17 protein-coding genes are annotated in these 18,340 nt (G+C 60.1%); 10 read left to right on the top strand and 7 right to left on the bottom strand.

The window, feature by feature from the left end; genetic code table 11:
• The first annotated feature begins 181 nt into the window (after positions 1-181).
• The 3 genes from FT726_RS06335 to hisP are packed head-to-tail and all read left to right on the top strand — an operon-like array spanning position 182 to position 2,363.
• Entirely contained in the window at positions 182-868 is a 687-nt protein-coding gene (locus FT726_RS06335) for a histidine ABC transporter permease HisQ (protein ID WP_282996022.1), read from the top strand.
• Complete coding sequence (locus FT726_RS06330; protein WP_021509186.1) at positions 865-1,581, top strand: ABC transporter permease; 717 nt, start codon at positions 865-867, stop codon at positions 1,579-1,581. Before FT726_RS06335 ends, FT726_RS06330 begins: the two co-directional genes overlap by 4 nt.
• 8 nt (positions 1,582-1,589) lie before the next feature.
• On the top strand, positions 1,590-2,363 hold the full coding sequence (gene hisP / locus FT726_RS06325) for a histidine ABC transporter ATP-binding protein HisP (RefSeq protein ID WP_058769896.1): 774 nt from the start codon (positions 1,590-1,592) through the stop codon (positions 2,361-2,363).
• Between the two features lie 101 nt (positions 2,364-2,464).
• Here the strand turns inward: hisP and FT726_RS06320 are convergent, their stop codons facing one another.
• Entirely contained in the window at positions 2,465-3,412 is a 948-nt protein-coding gene (locus FT726_RS06320) for a sugar-binding transcriptional regulator (protein WP_031280034.1), read from the bottom strand.
• A gap of 196 nt (positions 3,413-3,608) precedes the next feature.
• Here FT726_RS06320 and dalD point away from each other — a divergent pair, with 196 nt between their 5' ends.
• Genes dalD through FT726_RS06305 form a run of 3 tightly spaced genes read left to right on the top strand, consistent with a single transcriptional unit; the run spans position 3,609 to position 7,783 of the window.
• Positions 3,609-4,991: a D-arabinitol 4-dehydrogenase gene (gene dalD, locus FT726_RS06315; protein WP_282996025.1), complete on the top strand. Its 1,383-nt coding sequence runs from the start codon at positions 3,609-3,611 to the stop codon at positions 4,989-4,991.
• A 12-nt stretch (positions 4,992-5,003) separates the two neighbouring features.
• Entirely contained in the window at positions 5,004-6,473 is a 1,470-nt protein-coding gene (gene xylB / locus FT726_RS06310; protein WP_238561767.1) for a xylulokinase, read from the top strand.
• A 29-nt stretch (positions 6,474-6,502) separates the two neighbouring features.
• The gene (locus tag FT726_RS06305; protein WP_288422057.1) at positions 6,503-7,783 is read left to right on the top strand and encodes an MFS transporter; all 1,281 of its coding nucleotides are present in this window, start codon (positions 6,503-6,505) and stop codon (positions 7,781-7,783) included.
• Positions 7,784-7,832: 49 nt separating this feature from the next.
• On the opposite strand, the gene FT726_RS06300 is transcribed toward FT726_RS06305, so the two are convergent.
• Genes FT726_RS06300 through FT726_RS06290 form a run of 3 tightly spaced genes read right to left on the bottom strand, consistent with a single transcriptional unit; the run spans position 7,833 to position 11,557 of the window.
• Positions 7,833-9,047, bottom strand: a complete 1,215-nt coding sequence (locus tag FT726_RS06300) for a cytochrome c (RefSeq protein ID WP_021509192.1) — start codon at positions 9,045-9,047, stop codon at positions 7,833-7,835.
• Entirely contained in the window at positions 9,044-10,810 is a 1,767-nt protein-coding gene (locus FT726_RS06295; RefSeq protein WP_288422056.1) for a GMC family oxidoreductase, read from the bottom strand. The genes FT726_RS06300 and FT726_RS06295 overlap by 4 nt, the downstream gene beginning before the upstream one ends.
• Complete coding sequence (locus FT726_RS06290; RefSeq protein ID WP_407075053.1) at positions 10,811-11,557, bottom strand: gluconate 2-dehydrogenase subunit 3 family protein; 747 nt, start codon at positions 11,555-11,557, stop codon at positions 10,811-10,813. It lies immediately after the preceding gene.
• Between the two features lie 281 nt (positions 11,558-11,838).
• On the opposite strand from FT726_RS06290, the gene FT726_RS06285 reads away from it, so the two are divergent.
• The gene (locus FT726_RS06285; RefSeq protein ID WP_346302569.1) at positions 11,839-12,603 is read left to right on the top strand and encodes an SDR family oxidoreductase; all 765 of its coding nucleotides are present in this window, start codon (positions 11,839-11,841) and stop codon (positions 12,601-12,603) included.
• 56 nt (positions 12,604-12,659) lie between these two features.
• Here the strand turns inward: FT726_RS06285 and FT726_RS06280 are convergent, their stop codons facing one another.
• Positions 12,660-13,532, bottom strand: coding sequence for an MBL fold metallo-hydrolase (locus tag FT726_RS06280; RefSeq protein ID WP_407075052.1), 873 nt, complete (start codon positions 13,530-13,532; stop codon positions 12,660-12,662).
• Positions 13,533-13,700: 168 nt separating this feature from the next.
• Here FT726_RS06280 and FT726_RS06275 point away from each other — a divergent pair, with 168 nt between their 5' ends.
• Complete coding sequence (locus FT726_RS06275; protein ID WP_222951810.1) at positions 13,701-14,588, top strand: LysR family transcriptional regulator; 888 nt, start codon at positions 13,701-13,703, stop codon at positions 14,586-14,588.
• A 17-nt stretch (positions 14,589-14,605) separates the two neighbouring features.
• Here the strand turns inward: FT726_RS06275 and FT726_RS06270 are convergent, their stop codons facing one another.
• Positions 14,606-15,502, bottom strand: a complete 897-nt coding sequence (locus FT726_RS06270; protein WP_021509198.1) for a TIGR01777 family oxidoreductase — start codon at positions 15,500-15,502, stop codon at positions 14,606-14,608.
• 204 nt (positions 15,503-15,706) lie between these two features.
• On the opposite strand from FT726_RS06270, the gene yfcF reads away from it, so the two are divergent.
• Positions 15,707-16,348, top strand: coding sequence for a glutathione transferase (yfcF, locus tag FT726_RS06265; RefSeq protein ID WP_058758433.1), 642 nt, complete (start codon positions 15,707-15,709; stop codon positions 16,346-16,348).
• A 105-nt stretch (positions 16,349-16,453) separates the two neighbouring features.
• On the top strand, positions 16,454-16,999 hold the full coding sequence (gene yfcD / locus FT726_RS06260; RefSeq protein WP_021509200.1) for an NUDIX hydrolase YfcD: 546 nt from the start codon (positions 16,454-16,456) through the stop codon (positions 16,997-16,999).
• A 45-nt stretch (positions 17,000-17,044) separates the two neighbouring features.
• Here the strand turns inward: yfcD and FT726_RS06255 are convergent, their stop codons facing one another.
• The gene (locus tag FT726_RS06255) at positions 17,045-18,304 is read right to left on the bottom strand and encodes a 4-aminobutyrate--2-oxoglutarate transaminase (RefSeq protein ID WP_288422048.1); all 1,260 of its coding nucleotides are present in this window, start codon (positions 18,302-18,304) and stop codon (positions 17,045-17,047) included.
• Positions 18,305-18,340: the final 36 nt, after the last annotated feature.

Below are 18,340 nucleotides of genomic sequence, written 5' to 3'. Positions count from 1 at the left end.
GAACGGGTGTATTGAGTCACGCTAACGTGGGTCATAACTATTCACTCCGGGCGCTTACTTATGTAAACTCCCGGAGTTCATACGCTTGCCACCATCCTTCCGTGATTCACATCCCTGGTCAGGACTGTCCGTGTGTTGTTGGACAGCGTTTGTTTATTTCCCTCACGACAGGATCGAACCCATGTTTTATGGCTATTCTGAAGTAATTCTCAAAGGCACGCTGGTGACCCTTGAGCTGGCGCTCAGCTCGGTGGTACTGGCCGTGGTGCTGGGCCTGATAGGGGCCGGCGCCAAACTCTCCCGCAATCGCCCGCTGGCGATGATTTTTGAAGGCTACACCACGCTCATCCGTGGCGTGCCCGACCTGGTGCTGATGCTGCTGATCTTTTACGGTCTGCAGATTGCCCTCAACGCCGTAACCGATGCGCTCGGCATGGCGCAGTTTGATATCGACCCGATGGTGGCCGGTATTATTACGCTCGGCTTCATCTACGGTGCTTACTTCACTGAAACCTTCCGTGGCGCGTTTCTCGCGGTGCCGAAAGGGCAGATTGAAGCCGCCACCGCCTTCGGCTTTACCGGCTCGCAAACTTTCCGTCGCATTCTGTTCCCGGCGATGATGCGCTTTGCGCTGCCCGGCATCGGCAACAACTGGCAGGTGATCCTGAAAGCCACCGCGCTGGTGTCGCTGCTCGGCCTTGAAGATGTGGTAAAAGCCACGCAGCTGGCTGGCAAAAGTACCTGGCAACCGTTCTACTTCGCGATTGTTGCCGGGGTGATTTATCTGGTGTTTACCACGCTGTCCAACGGCGTGCTGTGGTGGCTTGAACGCCGCTACTCGGTAGGGGTGAAAAGGGCAGAGTTATGATCGAGATTATTCAGGAGTACTGGAAACAACTGCTCTGGACCGACGGTTACCGTTTTACCGGCGTGGCCATCACGCTGTGGCTGCTGATTCTTTCCGTGGTAATTGGCGGCAGCCTTGCGGTGCTGCTGGCCATCGCGCGCGTGTCGCCAAATCGCTATATCTCCACGCCGGTGTGGCTGTTTACCTATGTGTTTCGCGGCACGCCGCTGTATGTGCAGCTGCTGGTGTTCTATTCCGGCATGTACACGCTGGAGGTGGTGAAAGGCTCCGAGTTGCTGAACGCCTTCTTCCGCAGTGGCCTGAACTGTACGCTGCTGGCATTTACCCTGAACACCTGTGCTTATACCACCGAGATTTTTGCCGGTGCCATTCGCGCCGTGCCACACGGTGAAATCGAAGCCGCGCGCGCCTATGGTTTCTCGCCGTTTAAACTTTACCGCTGCATCATTCTGCCGTCGGCGCTGCGCACCGCGCTGCCCGCCTACAGCAATGAAGTGATTCTGATGCTGCACTCCACCGCGCTGGCGTTCACCGCCACCGTGCCGGATTTGCTAAAAATCGCGCGCGATATCAACTCGGCGACCTATCAGCCGTTCACCGCGTTCGGCATCGCTGCGGTGCTGTACCTGATTATCTCTTACGTGCTGATTAGCCTGTTCCGCCTTGCGGAGCGCCGCTTCCTCGCGCATGTGAAACCCTCTTCGTCGCACTGAGTATGACTATGGCTGAAAATAAATTAAGCGTTACCGAACTGCATAAGCGTTACGGTGAACATGAAGTTCTGAAGGGCGTGTCGCTGCAGGCCAACGCCGGCGATGTGATCAGCATTATTGGCTCGTCCGGTTCCGGGAAAAGTACCTTTTTACGCTGCATCAACTTCCTCGAAAAGCCGAGTGAAGGCACCATCGCGGTTAACAACGAGGCGATAAACCTGGTGCGCGACACCGATGGCCAGCTGAAAGTGGCCAACAAGGAGCAGCTGCGTTCGCTGCGTACCCGGCTGACCATGGTGTTCCAGCACTTTAATCTGTGGAGCCACATGACGGTGCTGGATAACGTCACCGAAGCACCGATTCAGGTGCTGGGGCTGAGCAAAGCCGAAGCGCGCGAGCGGGCAATTAAATACCTCGATAAAGTCGGTATTGATGCGCGCGCGCGTGCCAAATACCCGGTGCATCTGTCAGGCGGCCAGCAGCAGCGCGTCTCGATTGCCCGTGCGCTGGCGATGGAGCCGGAAGTGTTGCTGTTTGACGAACCGACCTCAGCGCTCGATCCGGAGCTGGTAGGCGAAGTGCTGCGCATCATGCAGAAGCTGGCCGAAGAGGGCAAAACCATGGTGGTAGTGACGCACGAGATGGAGTTTGCCCGTCACGTATCCAACCACGTGATTTTTCTGCATCAGGGCAAAATCGAAGAGCAGGGCGCGCCAGACGAACTGTTCGGCAACCCGAAAAGCCCGCGCCTGCAGCAGTTTTTGAAGGGATCGTTGAAATAGGTTTCTGAACCGTAGCGGCGCAATGTACTGCGCGTTCCCGGCGATGTGGCGGTCAAACCCGCGCGATACATCGCGCCGTGACGAATCACAGAAATATTTAATTAATCATGCAGCAGTTTCAGCGCGGTATCTTCATCCGTTACCAGCCCGGAGATCCAGCCGCCGTGCAGCGCGGCGTGAATCGCTGCGTATTTGCGCGCGCTGCCGGCAAAGCCGATGATATTGCGCTGCGTCTGGCTCTCCAGCAGCACGCTGGTCAGCAGCTCATCGGTTTCGCCGTATACCCGCTCTCCCTGCTGATTGAAAAAATGCCCCAGCATTTCACCCACCACGCCGCGCGCGTTGAGCGCTTCTACCTGCGCATCGGTGATAAAGCCTTCGGCATTGAGCGGGCAGCCCGGCATCACTTCGCCAATGCCGACAAACGCCACGTTCGCCTGTAGCGCACGCTGGGTGACGCGCTGATAGACCTGATGCTGCACCCACATCGTCTTATCCTGCGGCGTGTCAGCATACAGCGGCGCCGGAATGAAGAAATATTTGCCCTGCATCTTCTCCGCCATTTTCAGCGGTACGTCGTAGCGGGTACCGGAATCGTCACGCGCAATCGCGCCGATCATCGACACACACTGATGCTGTGGCCGTTCAACCCACGGCAGCGCATCAATCATTGAGCGCAGCGTTTTGCCGGAACCGATGCCAAACACCTGCGGCGTCTCTTCGTTGATAAACTGCGCCATCACCGCCGCGCCTTCCACCGCCAGCATTTGCTGAATCGCCTCATCATCCAGCCCGGCTGACGGCACCACGCGGCACAGCGTCAGGCCAAACTTTTGTTCGATCTCGCGCGCCAGATGCAGGCAGTGCGTGACCGGATGGTCAATCTTCACGCTGACCATGCCCATTTCACGCGCACTGGAGACCAGCCGCTGCGCCACCTGCCGCGATAAGCCCAGCGCGCGCGCAATCTCCTGCTGCGTGACGCCCGCCACGTAATACATCCACGCTGCCCGCGCTGCCAGCTCCTGCTTCTTCTCTTCTCTGCTCATCGCCTTGTTCCGTCAAACTCCGATGCGCCAGTTTATCGCGTCTTGCCCCTGAAGCGTTAACTGAGCAAAAGCCCTAAAAAAGAGCAAAAGTATTAAATGTGATGGATCTCGCAGAACGATCGCCCCGGCGGCGACTATGCTACGCCTCATCGGGCAAATGCCCTCCATTGTGGCAAATGTTTATTTCGAGGCGACTATGACGACGAAATCAGTGTGGATGCATATCGGCGCAGGCTCTTTTCACCGCGCGCATCAGGCGTGGTATCTGCACCAGCTGCGCCAGCAGGGCGATGACAGCTGGAGCATCGCGCTCGGCAACATCCGCGGCGATGCGGTAGCGCTGCTCAACCAGCTGCAGACGCAAAACGGCGAGTACGTACTGGAAACTGTAACGCCGGAGGGCGAGCGCGCGTATGAAACCATTACTTCGCTGCGCACCATTCTGCCGTGGGACGCAGAGATCAGCGCGCTGGTGGCGCAGGGCGCCAGCGCTGAGACAAAAGTGATCGGTTTTACCGTGACCGAAGCGGGTTATTACCTGACGCCGGCGCATGAACTCGATCTCAGCCAGGCGGATATTCAGGCCGATCTCCATGGTGAGGCGCGCACTATTTACGGCGCGCTGACCCGCATTCTGCGCCAGCGCGTGGCCAGCGGCGGTGCGCCGGTCACGCTGCTCAACTGCGACAACCTGCGTCACAACGGCGAACGTTTCCGTCACGGCATGCTGGCGTTTCTCGCCGCGCAGGGCGACAGTGCGCTGGCCAGCTGGGTGCGCGATAACACCACTTCGCCAAACACCATGGTGGATCGCATCACGCCGCGCCCCACGCCGGATGTTGCCGAACGCGTCAAAGCGGCCACCGGCAAAGACGATGGCGCGGCGGTGATGGCGGAATCGTTTATCCAGTGGGTGATTGAGGATGATTTTATCGCCGGACGCCCGGCGCTGGAAAAGGTGGGCGTGGAGCTGGTGGCGTCGGTGCTACCGTGGGAAGAGGCGAAAATCCGCATTCTCAATGCCACGCACGCAGCGATTGCCTGGGCCGGCACGCTCACCGGCCATGACTACATTGATGACAGCACGCGTCAGCCCGCGATCTATCAGCTGGCGTACGACTACATCACGCAGGACGTGATCCCGTCACTGTCGCCCAGCCCGCTCGATCTGGCGGATTACCGCGATGTGGTGCTGGCGCGCTTTAGCAATCCCTACATCAAAGACACCAACCAGCGCGTTGGTGCCGATGGACTGTCGAAGATTCCCGGCATGGTGACGCCGACGCTGCGCGAATGCTATCAGCGCGGCGCAGAACCGACCGCTACCGCCGTGCTGCCAGCGCTGTTCTACCTGTTCCTGCAACGCTGGGCCAGTAACCAGCTGCCGTATGCGTATCAGGATGGCGTGCTCAATGCTGACGCGCTGCGCCAGCAGCTGAGCGGCGAGAATGCGCTACAAACCTTCCTCAGCGACCGCGCGCTGTTTGCCGAACTGGCCGATGACCGTGCTTTTCATGCGCTGGTGACGCGCAGCGTAGACGCCATAGAGCAGCAGCTGCTGCAGCCGGCGACGGTGTAAGGAGCGCACAGCATGTATCTCGGCATTGATATTGGCACCTCAGAACTCAAAGCGCTGATCGTTAACCCGCAGGGCGAGATTATGGCGTCGAATCACGCCACGCTCAGCGTGCAGCGCCCGCATCCGCACTGGGCGGAGCAGGATCCCGAGCGCTGGTGGCAGGCCTGTGGTCAGGCGATCGCCGGGCTGCGCCAGCAGGCACCGGACGCGTGGGCCGCGATTCGCGCCATCGGTCTCTCCGGTCAGATGCACGGCGCCGTGCTGCTGGATGCCGCCGGTGAGGTGCTGCGGCCGTGCATATTGTGGAACGACACGCGCAGCGCGGCGCAGTGTGATGCGCTGCGCCAGCAGCATCCGCAGATGATGGAAATCGCCGCCAACCTGATTATGCCCGGCTTTACCGCGCCGAAACTGCACTGGGTGGCGGAACATGAGCCCGAAATCTTCCGCCGCATCGACAAGGTGTTGCTGCCCAAGGATTACCTGCGCTGGCGTCTGACCGGGCGCTTTGTCAGCGAGCCGTCGGACGCCGCCGGTACGCTGTGGCTCGACGTGGCGCAGCGCGACTGGTCTGACGCACTGCTGGCAATTAGCGGGCTGACGCGCGCACAGATGCCCGAACTGGTTGAGGGCAGCGCGGTCAGCGCCACGCTGCGCGCCGATCTGGCCAGCGAATGGGGCTTAGCCGCCACGGTGAGCGTGGCCGGCGGCGGCGGTGATAATGCCGCGTCGGCGGTGGGCGTCGGTGCGGTTAATGCGGGCGATGCCTTTATCTCGCTCGGCACGTCAGGCGTGATTTTTGTGGTTAACGATCGGCTGCGTGCCGATCCGCAATCCGGCGTGCACGCTTTCTGCCATGCGCTGCCGGGACGCTGGCACCAGATGAGCGTGATGCTCAGCGCCGCCAGCTGTCTGCGCTGGCTGTGCAATCTGCTGTCGGTCACCGAAAGCCAGCTGATGGACGAGATGGCACAGCTCAGCGCGGAACAGCTGCGTCAGGCACCGCTGTTTCTGCCGTATCTCTCTGGTGAACGCACGCCGCACAATGATCCGCAGGCGACCGGGGCATTTTTCCATTTACGCCACGAAACGCCGCGCGCGCTGCTCGGCTATGCGGTGATTGAGGGCGTGACGTTTGGCCTGGCGGATGGCCTGGCAGTGCTGGGCGATACGCAGCAGCAGATTCAGCAGTGCAGCCTGACCGGCGGCGGTGCGCGCAGCACGCTGTGGGCGCAGCTGATCGCCGACGTGCTGCAGCTGCCGATAGTGACCCATCCGGCCAGCGCCTCCGGCGCGCTGGGTGCGGCGCGACTGGCGTGGCTGGCCGACGGCGGCAGTGAAGCCGACGTGTGCCTGAAGCCGCCGGTGCAGGCGCGCTATCAGCCCGATGCGGCGCGCGGGGCCGTGCTGCAGCAGCGGCTGCGCCTGTTCCGTGAACTCTATGTACAACAACAGCAGGCGCGCGCGTTGCTGCCTGCCTGATCGGATTAGCGAACGGAAGGAAGATTGTCATGCAATCGAACGCATACTGGTTTGGCTTACCGAAAAAGATGTTCTGGGGCTTTATGGCCATCGCCATTTTCATGGCCGGCGACGGCTTCGAAATGGCGTTCCTGTCGCGCCACATCACTGACATGGGCTTTTCGCCGGCCCAGTCGGCGGTGGTGTTTACGTTTTATGGTCTGGCCGCCGCGCTGGCGGCGTGGGCCTCCGGCGTGGTGGCGGAGCTGATTACGCCGCAGCGCGCCATGATGATTGGCTTTGTGCTGTGGATCGTCATGCATGCGCTGTTTATGTCGCTGGGGCTCGGACTGCGTAACTATCCGCTGATGGTGCTGTTCTATGGCATTCGCGGCCTGGCCTATCCGCTGTTTATCTACTCGTTCATGATGATGCTGGTGCAGGTGCTGCCGCGTGACAAGCTGGCCGCTGCCACCGGCTGGTTCTGGGCGATGTATTCCGTGGGGATTGGCGTGGTGGGCAGCTATCTGCCGAGCCTGACCATCCCGATGCTGGGCGAAACCGGCACCTTATGGCTGGCGATTGTCTGGGTGGCGTGCGGCGGCGTGCTGGCCTACTTCAGCCTGCGCAACGTGCCGGTGGATCGTTCCCGCGTTAATCTGCCGCTGCGCGATAAGATGACGGAGATGTCGCGTGCCGTAACCATTCTGTTCACCAACCAGCATGTGTTTTATGCCTGCCTGATCCGCATCATCAATACGCTGTCGCTGTTCGGATTTGCCATCATCATGCCGCTGCTGTTTGTCGATCGGCTCGGCTTTACCATCTCCGAATGGCTGCAGATTTGGGCGGTGTTCTTCTTCGTCACCATCTTTACCAATATTTTCTGGGGCATTACCGGTGAGAAGCTGGGCTGGATCCGTCAGGTGCGCTGGTTCGGCTGTCTCGGTATGGCGATCTCCAGCCTGGCGTTTTACTACCTGCCGCTGTATGCCGGGCATAACTTCTGGGTGGCGCTGATTCCGGCGATTATGCTGGGGATCTTTGTCGCTGCCTTTGTGCCGATGACCGCGGTGTTCCCGACGCTGGAACCGCATCATAAGGGCGCAGCGGTATCGATTTACAATCTGTCGGCCGGGCTGAGTAACTTTGTTGCCCCGGCGATTGCTTCACTGCTGCTGCCGTTCTTCGATATCGTCGGGGTGGTGTGGGCCTATACCGCGCTCTACCTGTTCGCCGGTGTGCTGACCTTTATTATCCGCGTGCCGCAGCCGGGACACACGCGGGAAGCGTCAGCGGTGAAGTCGTCGGTGGTGCAGCAGCGCAGCTAAAGCTGAGCCTGTCGCACCGGCAGCCGCCGCTGCCGGTGCTGACACGGCGCTATTCCAGCTTCTGTTTCACTTTCTTCACGTCGTCAGCGCTGACCGGTGCGGCGGCATTACCCCAGCTGTTGCGGATGTAGCTCACCACCGCGGCGATCTCCTCATCACCCAGCGTGCCGGCAAAGGCCGGCATTGCCGGTGCCGTGGGGCGGGCATCAGTATCGACTCCGCGACTACCGGCGGCGACCACCCGAATTAGCGAGGTGGCATCCTCCTGATTGAGCAACGGATTGTCCGCCAGCTGCGGGAAGATATTCTTCTCACCGCGGCCGCCCGGGCTGTGGCAGGCTGAACACTTCGCCGCATAGATTTGCGCGCCCAGCTTCATGCGATCGTCCGTCGCGGCAAGTGCGGCGGGCACTTGCTCATCACGCGATTCCCCGCTTTTCAGGTACACCGCCACCGCCTGCAGATCTTCATCGCGCCAGTGCTGCGTGGAGTGACGCACCGCGTCGGCCATCGGACCGGAAGCGATATCGAAACGGTTCACGCCGGTACGCAGGTAGCTGACGATATCCTGCTGGCTCCATTTGCCCAGCCCGCTGTGCGGGTTCGCGGTGATGTCCGGCGCCATCCAGCCTTCAACCACTTCGCCACGCAGGAACGCGCCGTTTTTATCGCCGCCGAGCAGATTTTTCGGCGTATGGCAGGTGCCGCAGTGGCCCGCGCCCTGCACCAGATACGCACCGCGATTCCACTGGGCGGATTGACGGGCGTCCGGCTGGAACGCGCCCTGGTCAAAGTTGATCCAGTTCCACACCATCAGGCTGGTGCGGATGTTGAAAGGGAAGGGCAGCTGATTGGTCTCGACCGGGTTGTGTATCGGCTGCAGCGTCTGCATCCATGCCCACAAATCCTGCAGATCCTTATCCGACATTTTGGTGTAGGCGGTGAACGGCATCGCGCCGTACAGCCGCTTGCCGCCGTGGCCGATGCCCTCGGTCATGGCGCGGCGGAAATCTTCATAGCGCCAGTTGCCGATGCCGGTTTCGCGGTCCGGCGTGATGTTAGCGCCGACCAGCGTACCAAACGGCGTCTGCAATCTGACGCCCCCGGCAAACGGCTGCTGCGGATCGGCGGTGTGGCAGGCGGTGCAGTCCGCCAGCGTGGCGATATAGCTGCCGCGCGCGTACTGATCGTATTCCGGCTGGGCGTGAGACACAAAGCTGGTAAGCAGCAGCGCGGCAGCGCACAGAGAGAGGCGTGTTTTCATGCGGTAATCATCTCCCCGGGACGTTGCAGATAGTAGTGACGAATCGCATGCGCCGCTTTGAATGCCAGCGCGCCGACGGTGCCGGTCGGGTTATAGCCCGGGTTTTGCGGAAAGGCTGACGCGCCCACCACGAACAGGTTCGGTACATCCCACACCTGCAGATGTTTATTGACCGAGCTGGTTGAGGGATCGCTGCCCATGATAAAGCCGCCAACCACGTGCGACGACTGATACGGCACGCTGCTCCAGTGGCCGGTCATCGGTTTGACAATCATCTCGCGCGGGTTCATCGATTTAGCGATTTCCGCCACTTTACCCGTGCAGTACTGCGCCATTTTCAGATCGTTCGCCGCAAAGTCGAAAGTGATGCGCAGCAGCGGCCGGCCGTGCGGATCTTTGTAGTTGGGATCGAGCGACAGATAGTTAGTGCGCGTGGTGTAGCTGCTGGCCTCGCAGCCAATCGACATGGTGCTGAGATAGTTGTCTTTCAGTGCGCGCTTCCACTTCGAGCCCCATTTGGGCGTGTTGGGCGGCAGCGGCCGGTAGCCAATCGGTGCCGAGCCGATGGGCGTCACGCGGATGCTGCCGCCGCCGAAGAAGCCCAGACCGCTGTGGTCAAAATTATCGTTATTGAATTCATCAATGCCCATGCCCACCGCGCCGGCACCGATAAACGGGTTAAAGTTTTTGTTGTCGAAAAACAGCGTGACGCCGTTGGCGGTCTGATAGGCGTAATTGCGGCCGGTGGTGCCTTTGTTGGTGACCGGATCATAGGCCTGGCCAATGCCGGAGAGCAGCATCAGGCGCACGTTTTCAAAGGTAAAGGCGGCGACGATCACCAGATCAGCCGGCTGTTCCCACCTATCGCCGGAGGAGTCGATGTAGGTGACGCCGGTGGCCTGTTTGCCGCTGGCATCGGTCAGCACTTCCAGCACTTCGCAGTTGGTATACGCGGTAAAGTTCTCTTTGCGCATCAGCGCCGGCAGCACAGTGGTGATGGCGCTGGCTTTCGAGTAGTTGGCGCAGCCGTAGTTGGTGCAGAAGCCGCAGAAGGTGCAGGGGCCCATGGTGACGCCGTAGGGATTGGTGTACGCCTCGGAAACCAGCGAGGAGGGCACCGGAAACGGCTGGTAGCCGAGATTTTTTGCTGCTTCGGCAAACAGCGTCGGACCATAGGGCTGGCGCAGCGGCGGCGTCGGATAGTCGGCCGAACGGGCACCTTCGAACGGATTGCCGCCCGCCCGTTTCTCTCCCTGAATATTGCCGGCGTAACCCGAGGTGCCGGCCACGCGCTCAAACTTCATGTAGTGCGGCTCCATCTCTTCCCAACTGGTGCCCCAGTCCTGCAGCACCAGCTCATCCGGAATGGCACTGGCACCGTAGCGTTCGGTCAGGTGGCTTTTCAGGCGAAACTCTTCCGGCTGAAAGCGAAAGGTAATGCCAGCCCAGTGATTGCCCGCGCCGCCGGTGCCGTTGCCCGGATGGAACGAGCCCCAGGTGCGCATCGGCAGGGCGGTTTGCGACGGATTGTTGCGCATGGTGCAGGTGTTCTGCCGCGTACGCAGCATCAGCTCTTCGCGCATCACGTAGCGCAGCTCGTCGGTGACGGTGCCAATATTGAAGTCGCGCGCGGTATCGCGCCATGGGCCGCGCTCAATGCCGATCACTTCCAGGCCTTCGTCGGCCAGTTCATTGGCGATAATCGATCCGGCCCAGCCGAGACCAATCACCACCACATCGGTTTTCGGTAATTTCTTCATCATCTATCCCCGTGCTTTCCATTGCGCAATGCTGATCGGCTCTAAGCCCAGATTTTCGTTATGGCGCTCAATGTATTCGCGATAGTCGTAGCGCGCGCCGGGAAAGCCCAGCATCTTCCACGACACCATGTCTTTGTTGCCGCCGTAGATCGGATCGGCAAAGAAGCCTTCCATGGTGTTGTTCAGCACCTCAAGAAACAGCGACTGCGCATCAAAGCCGCTGAAATGCACCTTTCCGGCCTCCATGTCTGCCAGCAGCGCGTCCTGCTGCGCTGGCGTCAGATCGACAAAGTTCTTTTGCGAGGTTTGCTGCACGTAGCGGTTGAGCGCCGCCAGCCCCTGGCGATAGCGCTGCTGCGGCACCAGCGGCGACTGGTCGCCCTGCTCGGTGGTGCCTTGCTGAAACGGGCCCTGCATGTAGAGGCGTTCGAAGGTGCCATAAAAGCCGTGCAGCTGGCGGTCGATAAAGACAGCGCAGCCGGCTTCTTTGCCGCCCACGCTCAGCTCGTCCGTCGGGATAATGCGGTCAACCATGGCTTCCACGGTGCGCGCTTCTTCATCGGTGAAGAACAGCCAGCCCTGAGCCTGGAACTGTTCTGGTGGGTTATCGGCGAAGGGGGGCCAGCCGGGAGCGCCCTTGAGGGAGACAGCATCGGCGGCGCGGGTGACGCCAGCGGCAACGCCCAGCGTCGACCAGGTCAGGACCTGGCGTCGTGTGACACCGGGCAGGGTTTTGGCTCGTTTTTTCATCATCGCTTCCAGACAGAGTAACAAGATAAGGCGTAACCGGCCGGCGTGCGCGGCGGCACAACGGGCCGGAATCTTCAGTTTTTGTAAATTTTTATGGCGAATGTTAACTGTAGACGGGCTGCGTGGTGGCGACCAATAACCGTACAAAAAAGTGCACTATTTGATAATCCGCCGGTTTTTTTCTGAACTAAGCGCCACGTTAAATCTGCAGGCTTCGCTTGAACTCAGCGCGCTGGCTGCCAGGCTTAACCGTTTCAACCACGAAATAACCAGGAGGAAATATGTCGCGCTTTGCAGATAAAGTGGTGGTGATTACCGGAGCCGGATCCGGCATTGGTGCCGCAGCGGCGCAGCGTTTCGCCAGTGAAGGCGCTCAGGTGGTGCTGGTGGGCAGAACCCGCGACAAGCTGGAACAGGTGCTGAGCACGCTGAGCGGCGAGAAGCATCTGGTGGCACCCTGCGACGTCGGCGATGCGGATCAGGTTAAACAGCTGGCAGAGCAGGTGCAGCGCCAGTATGGGCGCGTGGATGTGCTGGTGAATAACGCCGGCAGCATCGTGCAGGGCAAAATTCACGAAGTGTCGATAGCGGACTGGAAGTCGCTGATGAGCACTGACCTCGACGGTGTATTTTACTGCACCCACTTCTTTATGCCCGCGCTGCTCAACAGTAAAGGCAACGTAGTGAATACCTCGTCGGTATCCGGACTGGGCGGCGACTGGGGCATGAGTGTCTACAACGCCGCCAAGGGCGCGGTGACCAATTTCACCCGCGCGCTGGCGATGGATTATGGCACGGACGGCGTGCGCGTTAACGCCGTATGCCCGGGTTTTACCTTTACCGATCTCACCGAAGAGATGAAAAACGATGAGGCGCTGCTTGCACGCTTCTATGACCGTATTCCGCTGGGCCGCGCCGGTGAACCGGAAGATATCGCCAGCGCGATTGCTTTCATCGCCAGCGACGACGCGCGTTACATCACCGGCGTTAACCTGCCGGTCGATGGCGGTCTGACGGCGTCGAACGGCCAGCCGAAACAGGCGTAAGTGATAACAGGCGGAGGGTCAGGTGTACTGTCACCGCCAATCCGCCTGTTAGTCGGTCATGGCTCACTCGCTTCGCCATCGTCACTTGCTGACATATAGCTGGCCGTATAACCGCCGTTCGCTAACGCCACGACTCTGGCAAAGCCAGACGCGCCAAAATGCATACCGGCAATCACCGTATTTTCCGCTGCCACCTGCTGCAAAATACGCTGGCGCGTCTCTCTGGCCATGACGGGATCGATATCGAAGGCAATGGAAACCTGCGGGCAGGCCAGCTGAACAGGTGGGTAATGCACAATATCACCCCAGATCAATAAATGCTCGCCGTCTGAATCAATGCGAAACCCGCAATGCCCCGGGGTATGACCGGGCAACACCAGCGCACGGATTCCCGGGCTGATCTCCTCATCCGCCATTAGCTGCAGCCGCGGGCCATAAGCCTGCAGCGTGCGCCGCACCAGCGCCGCGTTTAACTGCGCGCGTTCACTCAGCTGGCTGATCGCCGCATCATCCTGCCAGAAGGCGGCTTCGCTGTGGCTGAGGCAGAGCCGGGCATGGCGAAAGACCGGCTGACCCGCGCTGTCCAGCAAGCCGCCAATATGATCGGGGTGCGCATGGGTTAATAACAGGGTATCGATGTCGTCCGGCGTTACCCCGGCCAGCTGCAGATGAGGCAGTAATTTGCCGCTCTGCGCATCGCGTTTTCCCATCCCGGTATCCACCAGAATCACGCGTCCCTGACCGTGGATCAGATAACAAAACACATGGATGTCGCCCGGCTGTGCTATGCCTGCCTGACGTTGCAGATCGACCGCATCGTCGTGGTGAATATCCGTTAATAAACTCAGACTGGCTTGCATGGTGCCGTCGCTGATGGCGCTGACCTGATATTTCCCGGTGGTGTATGAAAATATTGCCTGGCTCATAATGATCTCAGTGCGCTAATTTACTCGTTCACGTTAAACAAATAACGCGGCAATTTTCGCGGCGGATTAGCGCGATGATAATGCTGCGTCAGTGGCTGTCAGCGCGATAATGACGCTAACACCGTTAAGGTGACCAGTGTCATTTTTGACAGAGTTGAGACCCGGATTGTCATGGACATAAAAATTTTGCGCGCCTTTGCTACTGTCGCGGCGCTGGAGCATATTGGTCAGGCTGCGGAACGGTTACATATTTCGCCGTCACCGCTTAGCCGGCAAATTCAGCAGCTGGAAAGCGAACTGGGCATGGTGCTGTTTCACCGTGAAAAGAAACGCCTGCGCCTGACGGATGAGGGTAAGCGCTTTCTCACCGAGGTGACGCCCTTTTTGCAGCATCACGAACGGTTAAAAGAGTATGCGCAGCATCTGCAGCAGGGTGACGTCGGGCGGCTGGATATAGGATATGTGGAGGCGGCTATTCACTCGCGCCTGCTGCCCGCGGCACTGGCGCGGCTGGCACCGGGGGCGGGCATTGATGTCCGGCTGCATGCGTTACGTTCCGCACAGCAAATTGCCCGGTTAGAGGCGGGGGCGATCGATATTGCCATTGTGCATACGCTGCCGCACGACGACGCGGATTTTGTGCATAAGAAGATCGCGACCGAGCCGGTGCTGCTGGCGATGCCAGCATCCAGTGCGCTGACCGCACCTGTGGCGGCTGATTTGCACGGTCGGGCGTGGATTGCCGACCAGGAAAATCTCAACCCTGCCGCGCGGGCGCGATTGCTGGCAGCCTGCCAGCGCGCCGGCTTCCAGCCGGATATTCGTTTTGAAGTGAATGGTCCGCTGGCCGCGCTTGCCTGTGTCGAAGCCGGGCTGGGTTTCACCCTGATCCAGCACAGCCTGGCGCGCATCGTACCGGATAACGTTGTGCTGATGCCGCTACCCGATCTGGCGCTGGAGATCGTGCTGTATGCCGTCTGGCGCAGGCAGGATACCCGACCGTTGACGGCGCGTTTTCTGCAGCAGCTTTGCCTCACGCCCGCCGTGGCGCCGCGGTAAGCCTGAGCGGAGGTGCGTCAGCCGGCGACATCCTGCAGCGCTTCCTGCAAATCGTACCAGCGGAAACCAAAGCCGGACTCCTCCAGCCGCTTCGGCAGCACGTGCTGCCCGCCCAGCACCAGCACGGCGGATTCTCCCATCATCAGTTTGATGGCGCTCGCCGGGGTGCGCATAAAGGCCGGACGGTGCATCACCTGGCCCAGCGTGGCGGCGAACTGCTCGTTGCGCACCGCGTAAGGCGCCACCATGTTGAACGGGCCCTGCAACTGATCGTTATCGATCAACCACAGGATGGCGTTGACCAGATCGTCCACGTGGATCCACGGCAGGTACTGTTTGCCGCTGCCAATCGGTCCGCCGACGCCAAGTTTGAACGGCAGCTTCATTTTGCTCAGCGCGCCACCTTCGCGCGCCAGCACCACGCCGGTGCGCAGCAGGCACACGCGGGTGCGCTCGCTTTGCGCCTTCAGCGCCAGCTGCTCCCAGCGGGCGCACAGGGTGTGGGTAAACTCCTCGTGGCCCGGATCGTCCTCGGTCACCACCACATCGCCGGTATCACCATAAAAGCCGGTGGCCGAGCCGGAAATCAACAGGCGCGGCGGATTGCTGCTGGCGTGGATCAGCGAGACGATCTGTTCAGTGATTTGCCAGCGGCTTTCGCACAGGCGCTGCTTCTGCTGCTCGGTCCAGCGCTTGTCGGCAATCGGTTCTCCCGCCAGATTGATGACGCCGTCAATAGCATTGAGATCGGACTGCTGGTTAATGCCCGACCACAGCATCACGCGCGCATCGAGTTTTTCCCGCGCAGCCGCCACGTCACGCGTTACCACATTCACCTGATGGCCCAGCTGCAGCAGGCGCGGAATTAAATGGCGACCTATCAAGCCGGTACCACCGGTAATAAGCAGGTGCATGTTTAGTCTCCCTGTCATTAATTATCTGCTCTGAATTGAGCATAGAAGAGAAGTGCCGCTGCGGCGTGACAGCGCTTACGCTTATGATGAAAAACCGCCAGTTTGCCGTGGTCCTGCGGCAAAACATCGGACCAGCCCGCCATTGCCTTAGCCGGCAAAAATCGGTAAACATGATGCACACCTGACGCTTAGCCGAGGCAGCTGATGAACTATCCCGCCATTACGTTGTGGTCCGATTCCTGTTTTTTTAGCCCGTATGCCATGTCAGTTTATGTTGCGCTTACCGAGAAGGGCATTCCCTTTACGGTCAGGCGCGTTGACCTGTCGCGCAATGCACAGCTTGACGAGGAATACCGCGGCCTGTCGCTGACCTGCCGTGTGCCCACGCTGCAAATTGATGATGTCAGCCTGAATGAATCCTCGGCCATCGCCGAATACCTCGAAGAGCGTTTTCCGGCGCCGGAGTTTGAGCGCCTCTATCCGCGCGATCGCGAAAAACGTGCCCACGCGCGCGAAGTGCAGGCGTGGCTGCGCAGCGATTTACTGGCGCTGCGCACGGAGCGACCTACCGAAGTGCTGTTTGCTGCTGAACGCTTTGCTCCGCTCACGCCCGCTGGCGAACAGGCCGCCAGTAAACTGATTGCCGCGGTGCAGCGGTTGCTGCCGGACGGCCAACAGAATCTGTTTGGCGAGTGGTCGATTGCCGACACCGACCTGGCGGTGATGATTAACCGGCTGGCGCTGCACGGCGATCCGCTGCCGGTGAAGCTGCAGCACTATGCAGAATTCCAGTGGCAGCGCGCCTCGGTGCAGCTGTGGCTGGCCGAGTCGGGTAAAGCACGCTAAAACCTTGCGGCGACGAAAAGAACGCTTTACCTTAGCGCTCATTCTAATAAAGCATCGCAAACAGGCGCGTGCTGGGCACGCCGAAAACAGAGAAAGGGTTACCGGATGGTGGATCAAACGGCAGGTGACGGTATCGAGTGGGTGGATATCGTTAGCGAAGAAAACGAAGTGATTGCGCAGGCCAGCCGTGCGCAGATGCGTGCGCAATGTCTGCGCCATCGCGCTACCTATATTGTGGTGCACGACGGCATGGGCAAGATTCTGGTGCAACGCCGTACCGAGAGCAAAGATTTCATGCCGGGTATGCTGGATGCCACTGCGGGCGGCGTGGTGCAAAGCGGTGAAGACCTGCTGGAATCCGCCCGTCGTGAAGCGGAAGAGGAGCTCGGCATCGCCGATGTTCCGTTCGCCGAGCACGGCAAATTCTACTTTGAAGATCAGCACTGCCGCGTATGGGGTGGGCTGTTCAGCTGCGTGTCGCACGGTCCGTTTGCCATGCAGGAAGAGGAAGTGGATGAAGTGTTCTGGATGACGCCGGAAGAGATCACCGCCCGCTGTGATGAATTCACCGATGATTCACTCAAAGCCCTGTCGCTGTGGCTGAGCCGCAACAGTGACGCGGTGCGCAGTAAGCAAAGCAGCGAAGCCTGATTCCTGCGCTTCCGCAGCAAGGCACCCTAAGGGTGCCTTTTGTGTTTAATGCTGGCTGAGAATGCGGGTGAGAATGTTCAGCGCCGTACTGAACTGGGCGTCCGGAATGGTTAGCGGATAAAGAAAGCGGATCACGTTGCTGTGCACGCCGCAGGTCAGCAGGATCAATCCTTCGGCCAGCGCCTGCTGCTGAATCGCTTTGGCGATCTCCGCTGAGGGTCGGCCGCTGGCGTCATGAAACTCCGCCGCCATCATCGAGCCATAGCCGCGCACCTCGGCCAGCGCACGGCATCCGGCGCCATTCAACGCTTCCGCCAGCTGCGTACCGAGCCATTGCGCACGCGCGCACAGGTTTTCTTCACTGATAATATCCAGCACCGCATGCGCGGCGGCAATTGCTGGCGGATGGCCAGCATAAGTGCCGCCCAGACCGCCCGGCTCCGGTGCATCCATCACCGCGGCCCGGCCGCTCACCGCCGACAGCGGAAACCCGCCTGCCAGACTTTTCGCTAGTGTGATCAGATCCGGCTGCACCTCATAATATTCGCTGGCAAACAGCCTGCCGGTGCGCGCAAAACCGCTCTGTACTTCATCGGCGATCAGCAGGATGCCGTGGCGATCGCACAGCTGGCGCAGCGCCGTCACAAACTCTGGCGGCGCGACATAGAATCCGCCTTCGCCCTGAACCGGTTCAAAGATGATGGCCGCCACCTGCTGTGGCGCGATATCGCTGCGGAAAATCGTCTCCAGACTGTCGAGGGCATCGTGCACGCTGACGTTATGCAGCGCATTGGGGTAACGCGCATGAAACACCGGGCTGGCAAACGGACCGAAGCCGGTTTTGTAAGGCAGCACTTTGCCGGTCAGCGCCATGGTCATATTGGTGCGACCGTGGAACGCGCCGCTGAAGGCGATTATCCCCGGGCGGCCGGTGGCTGCGCGCGCGATTTTCACCGCGTTCTCAACCGCCTCGGCGCCGGTAGAGAAGAAAGTGGTTTTCACGGCGCCTTCAATCGGCACCAGCGCATTCAGACGCTCCGCAAGGTGAATGTAGTTCTCATACGGCACGATTTGAAACGCGGTATGAGTGAAGCACGTCAGCTGCTGCTGTACCGCCGCCAGCACTTTGGGATGCCGGTGTCCGGTATTGAGCACCGCAATGCCGGCGGCGAAATCAATATATTCCCGCCCCTGCTGGTCCCACAGCGTGGCGTTTTCGGCTTTCGCCGCAAAGAAATCACACATCACGCCCACGCCTCGCGGCGTGGCCTGTAACCGACGGCTGTGCACATCACTGTTGCTCATTGCTGACCTCGTAAGTCGCGGGAGAGTGTAATCAGT

The sequence above is a fragment of the Pantoea sp. Morm genome (assembly GCF_016643525.1).
GTDB lineage: Bacteria > Pseudomonadota > Gammaproteobacteria > Enterobacterales > Enterobacteriaceae > Pantoea > Pantoea dispersa.
This window is presented reverse-complemented; position numbering and strand designations above follow the sequence as displayed.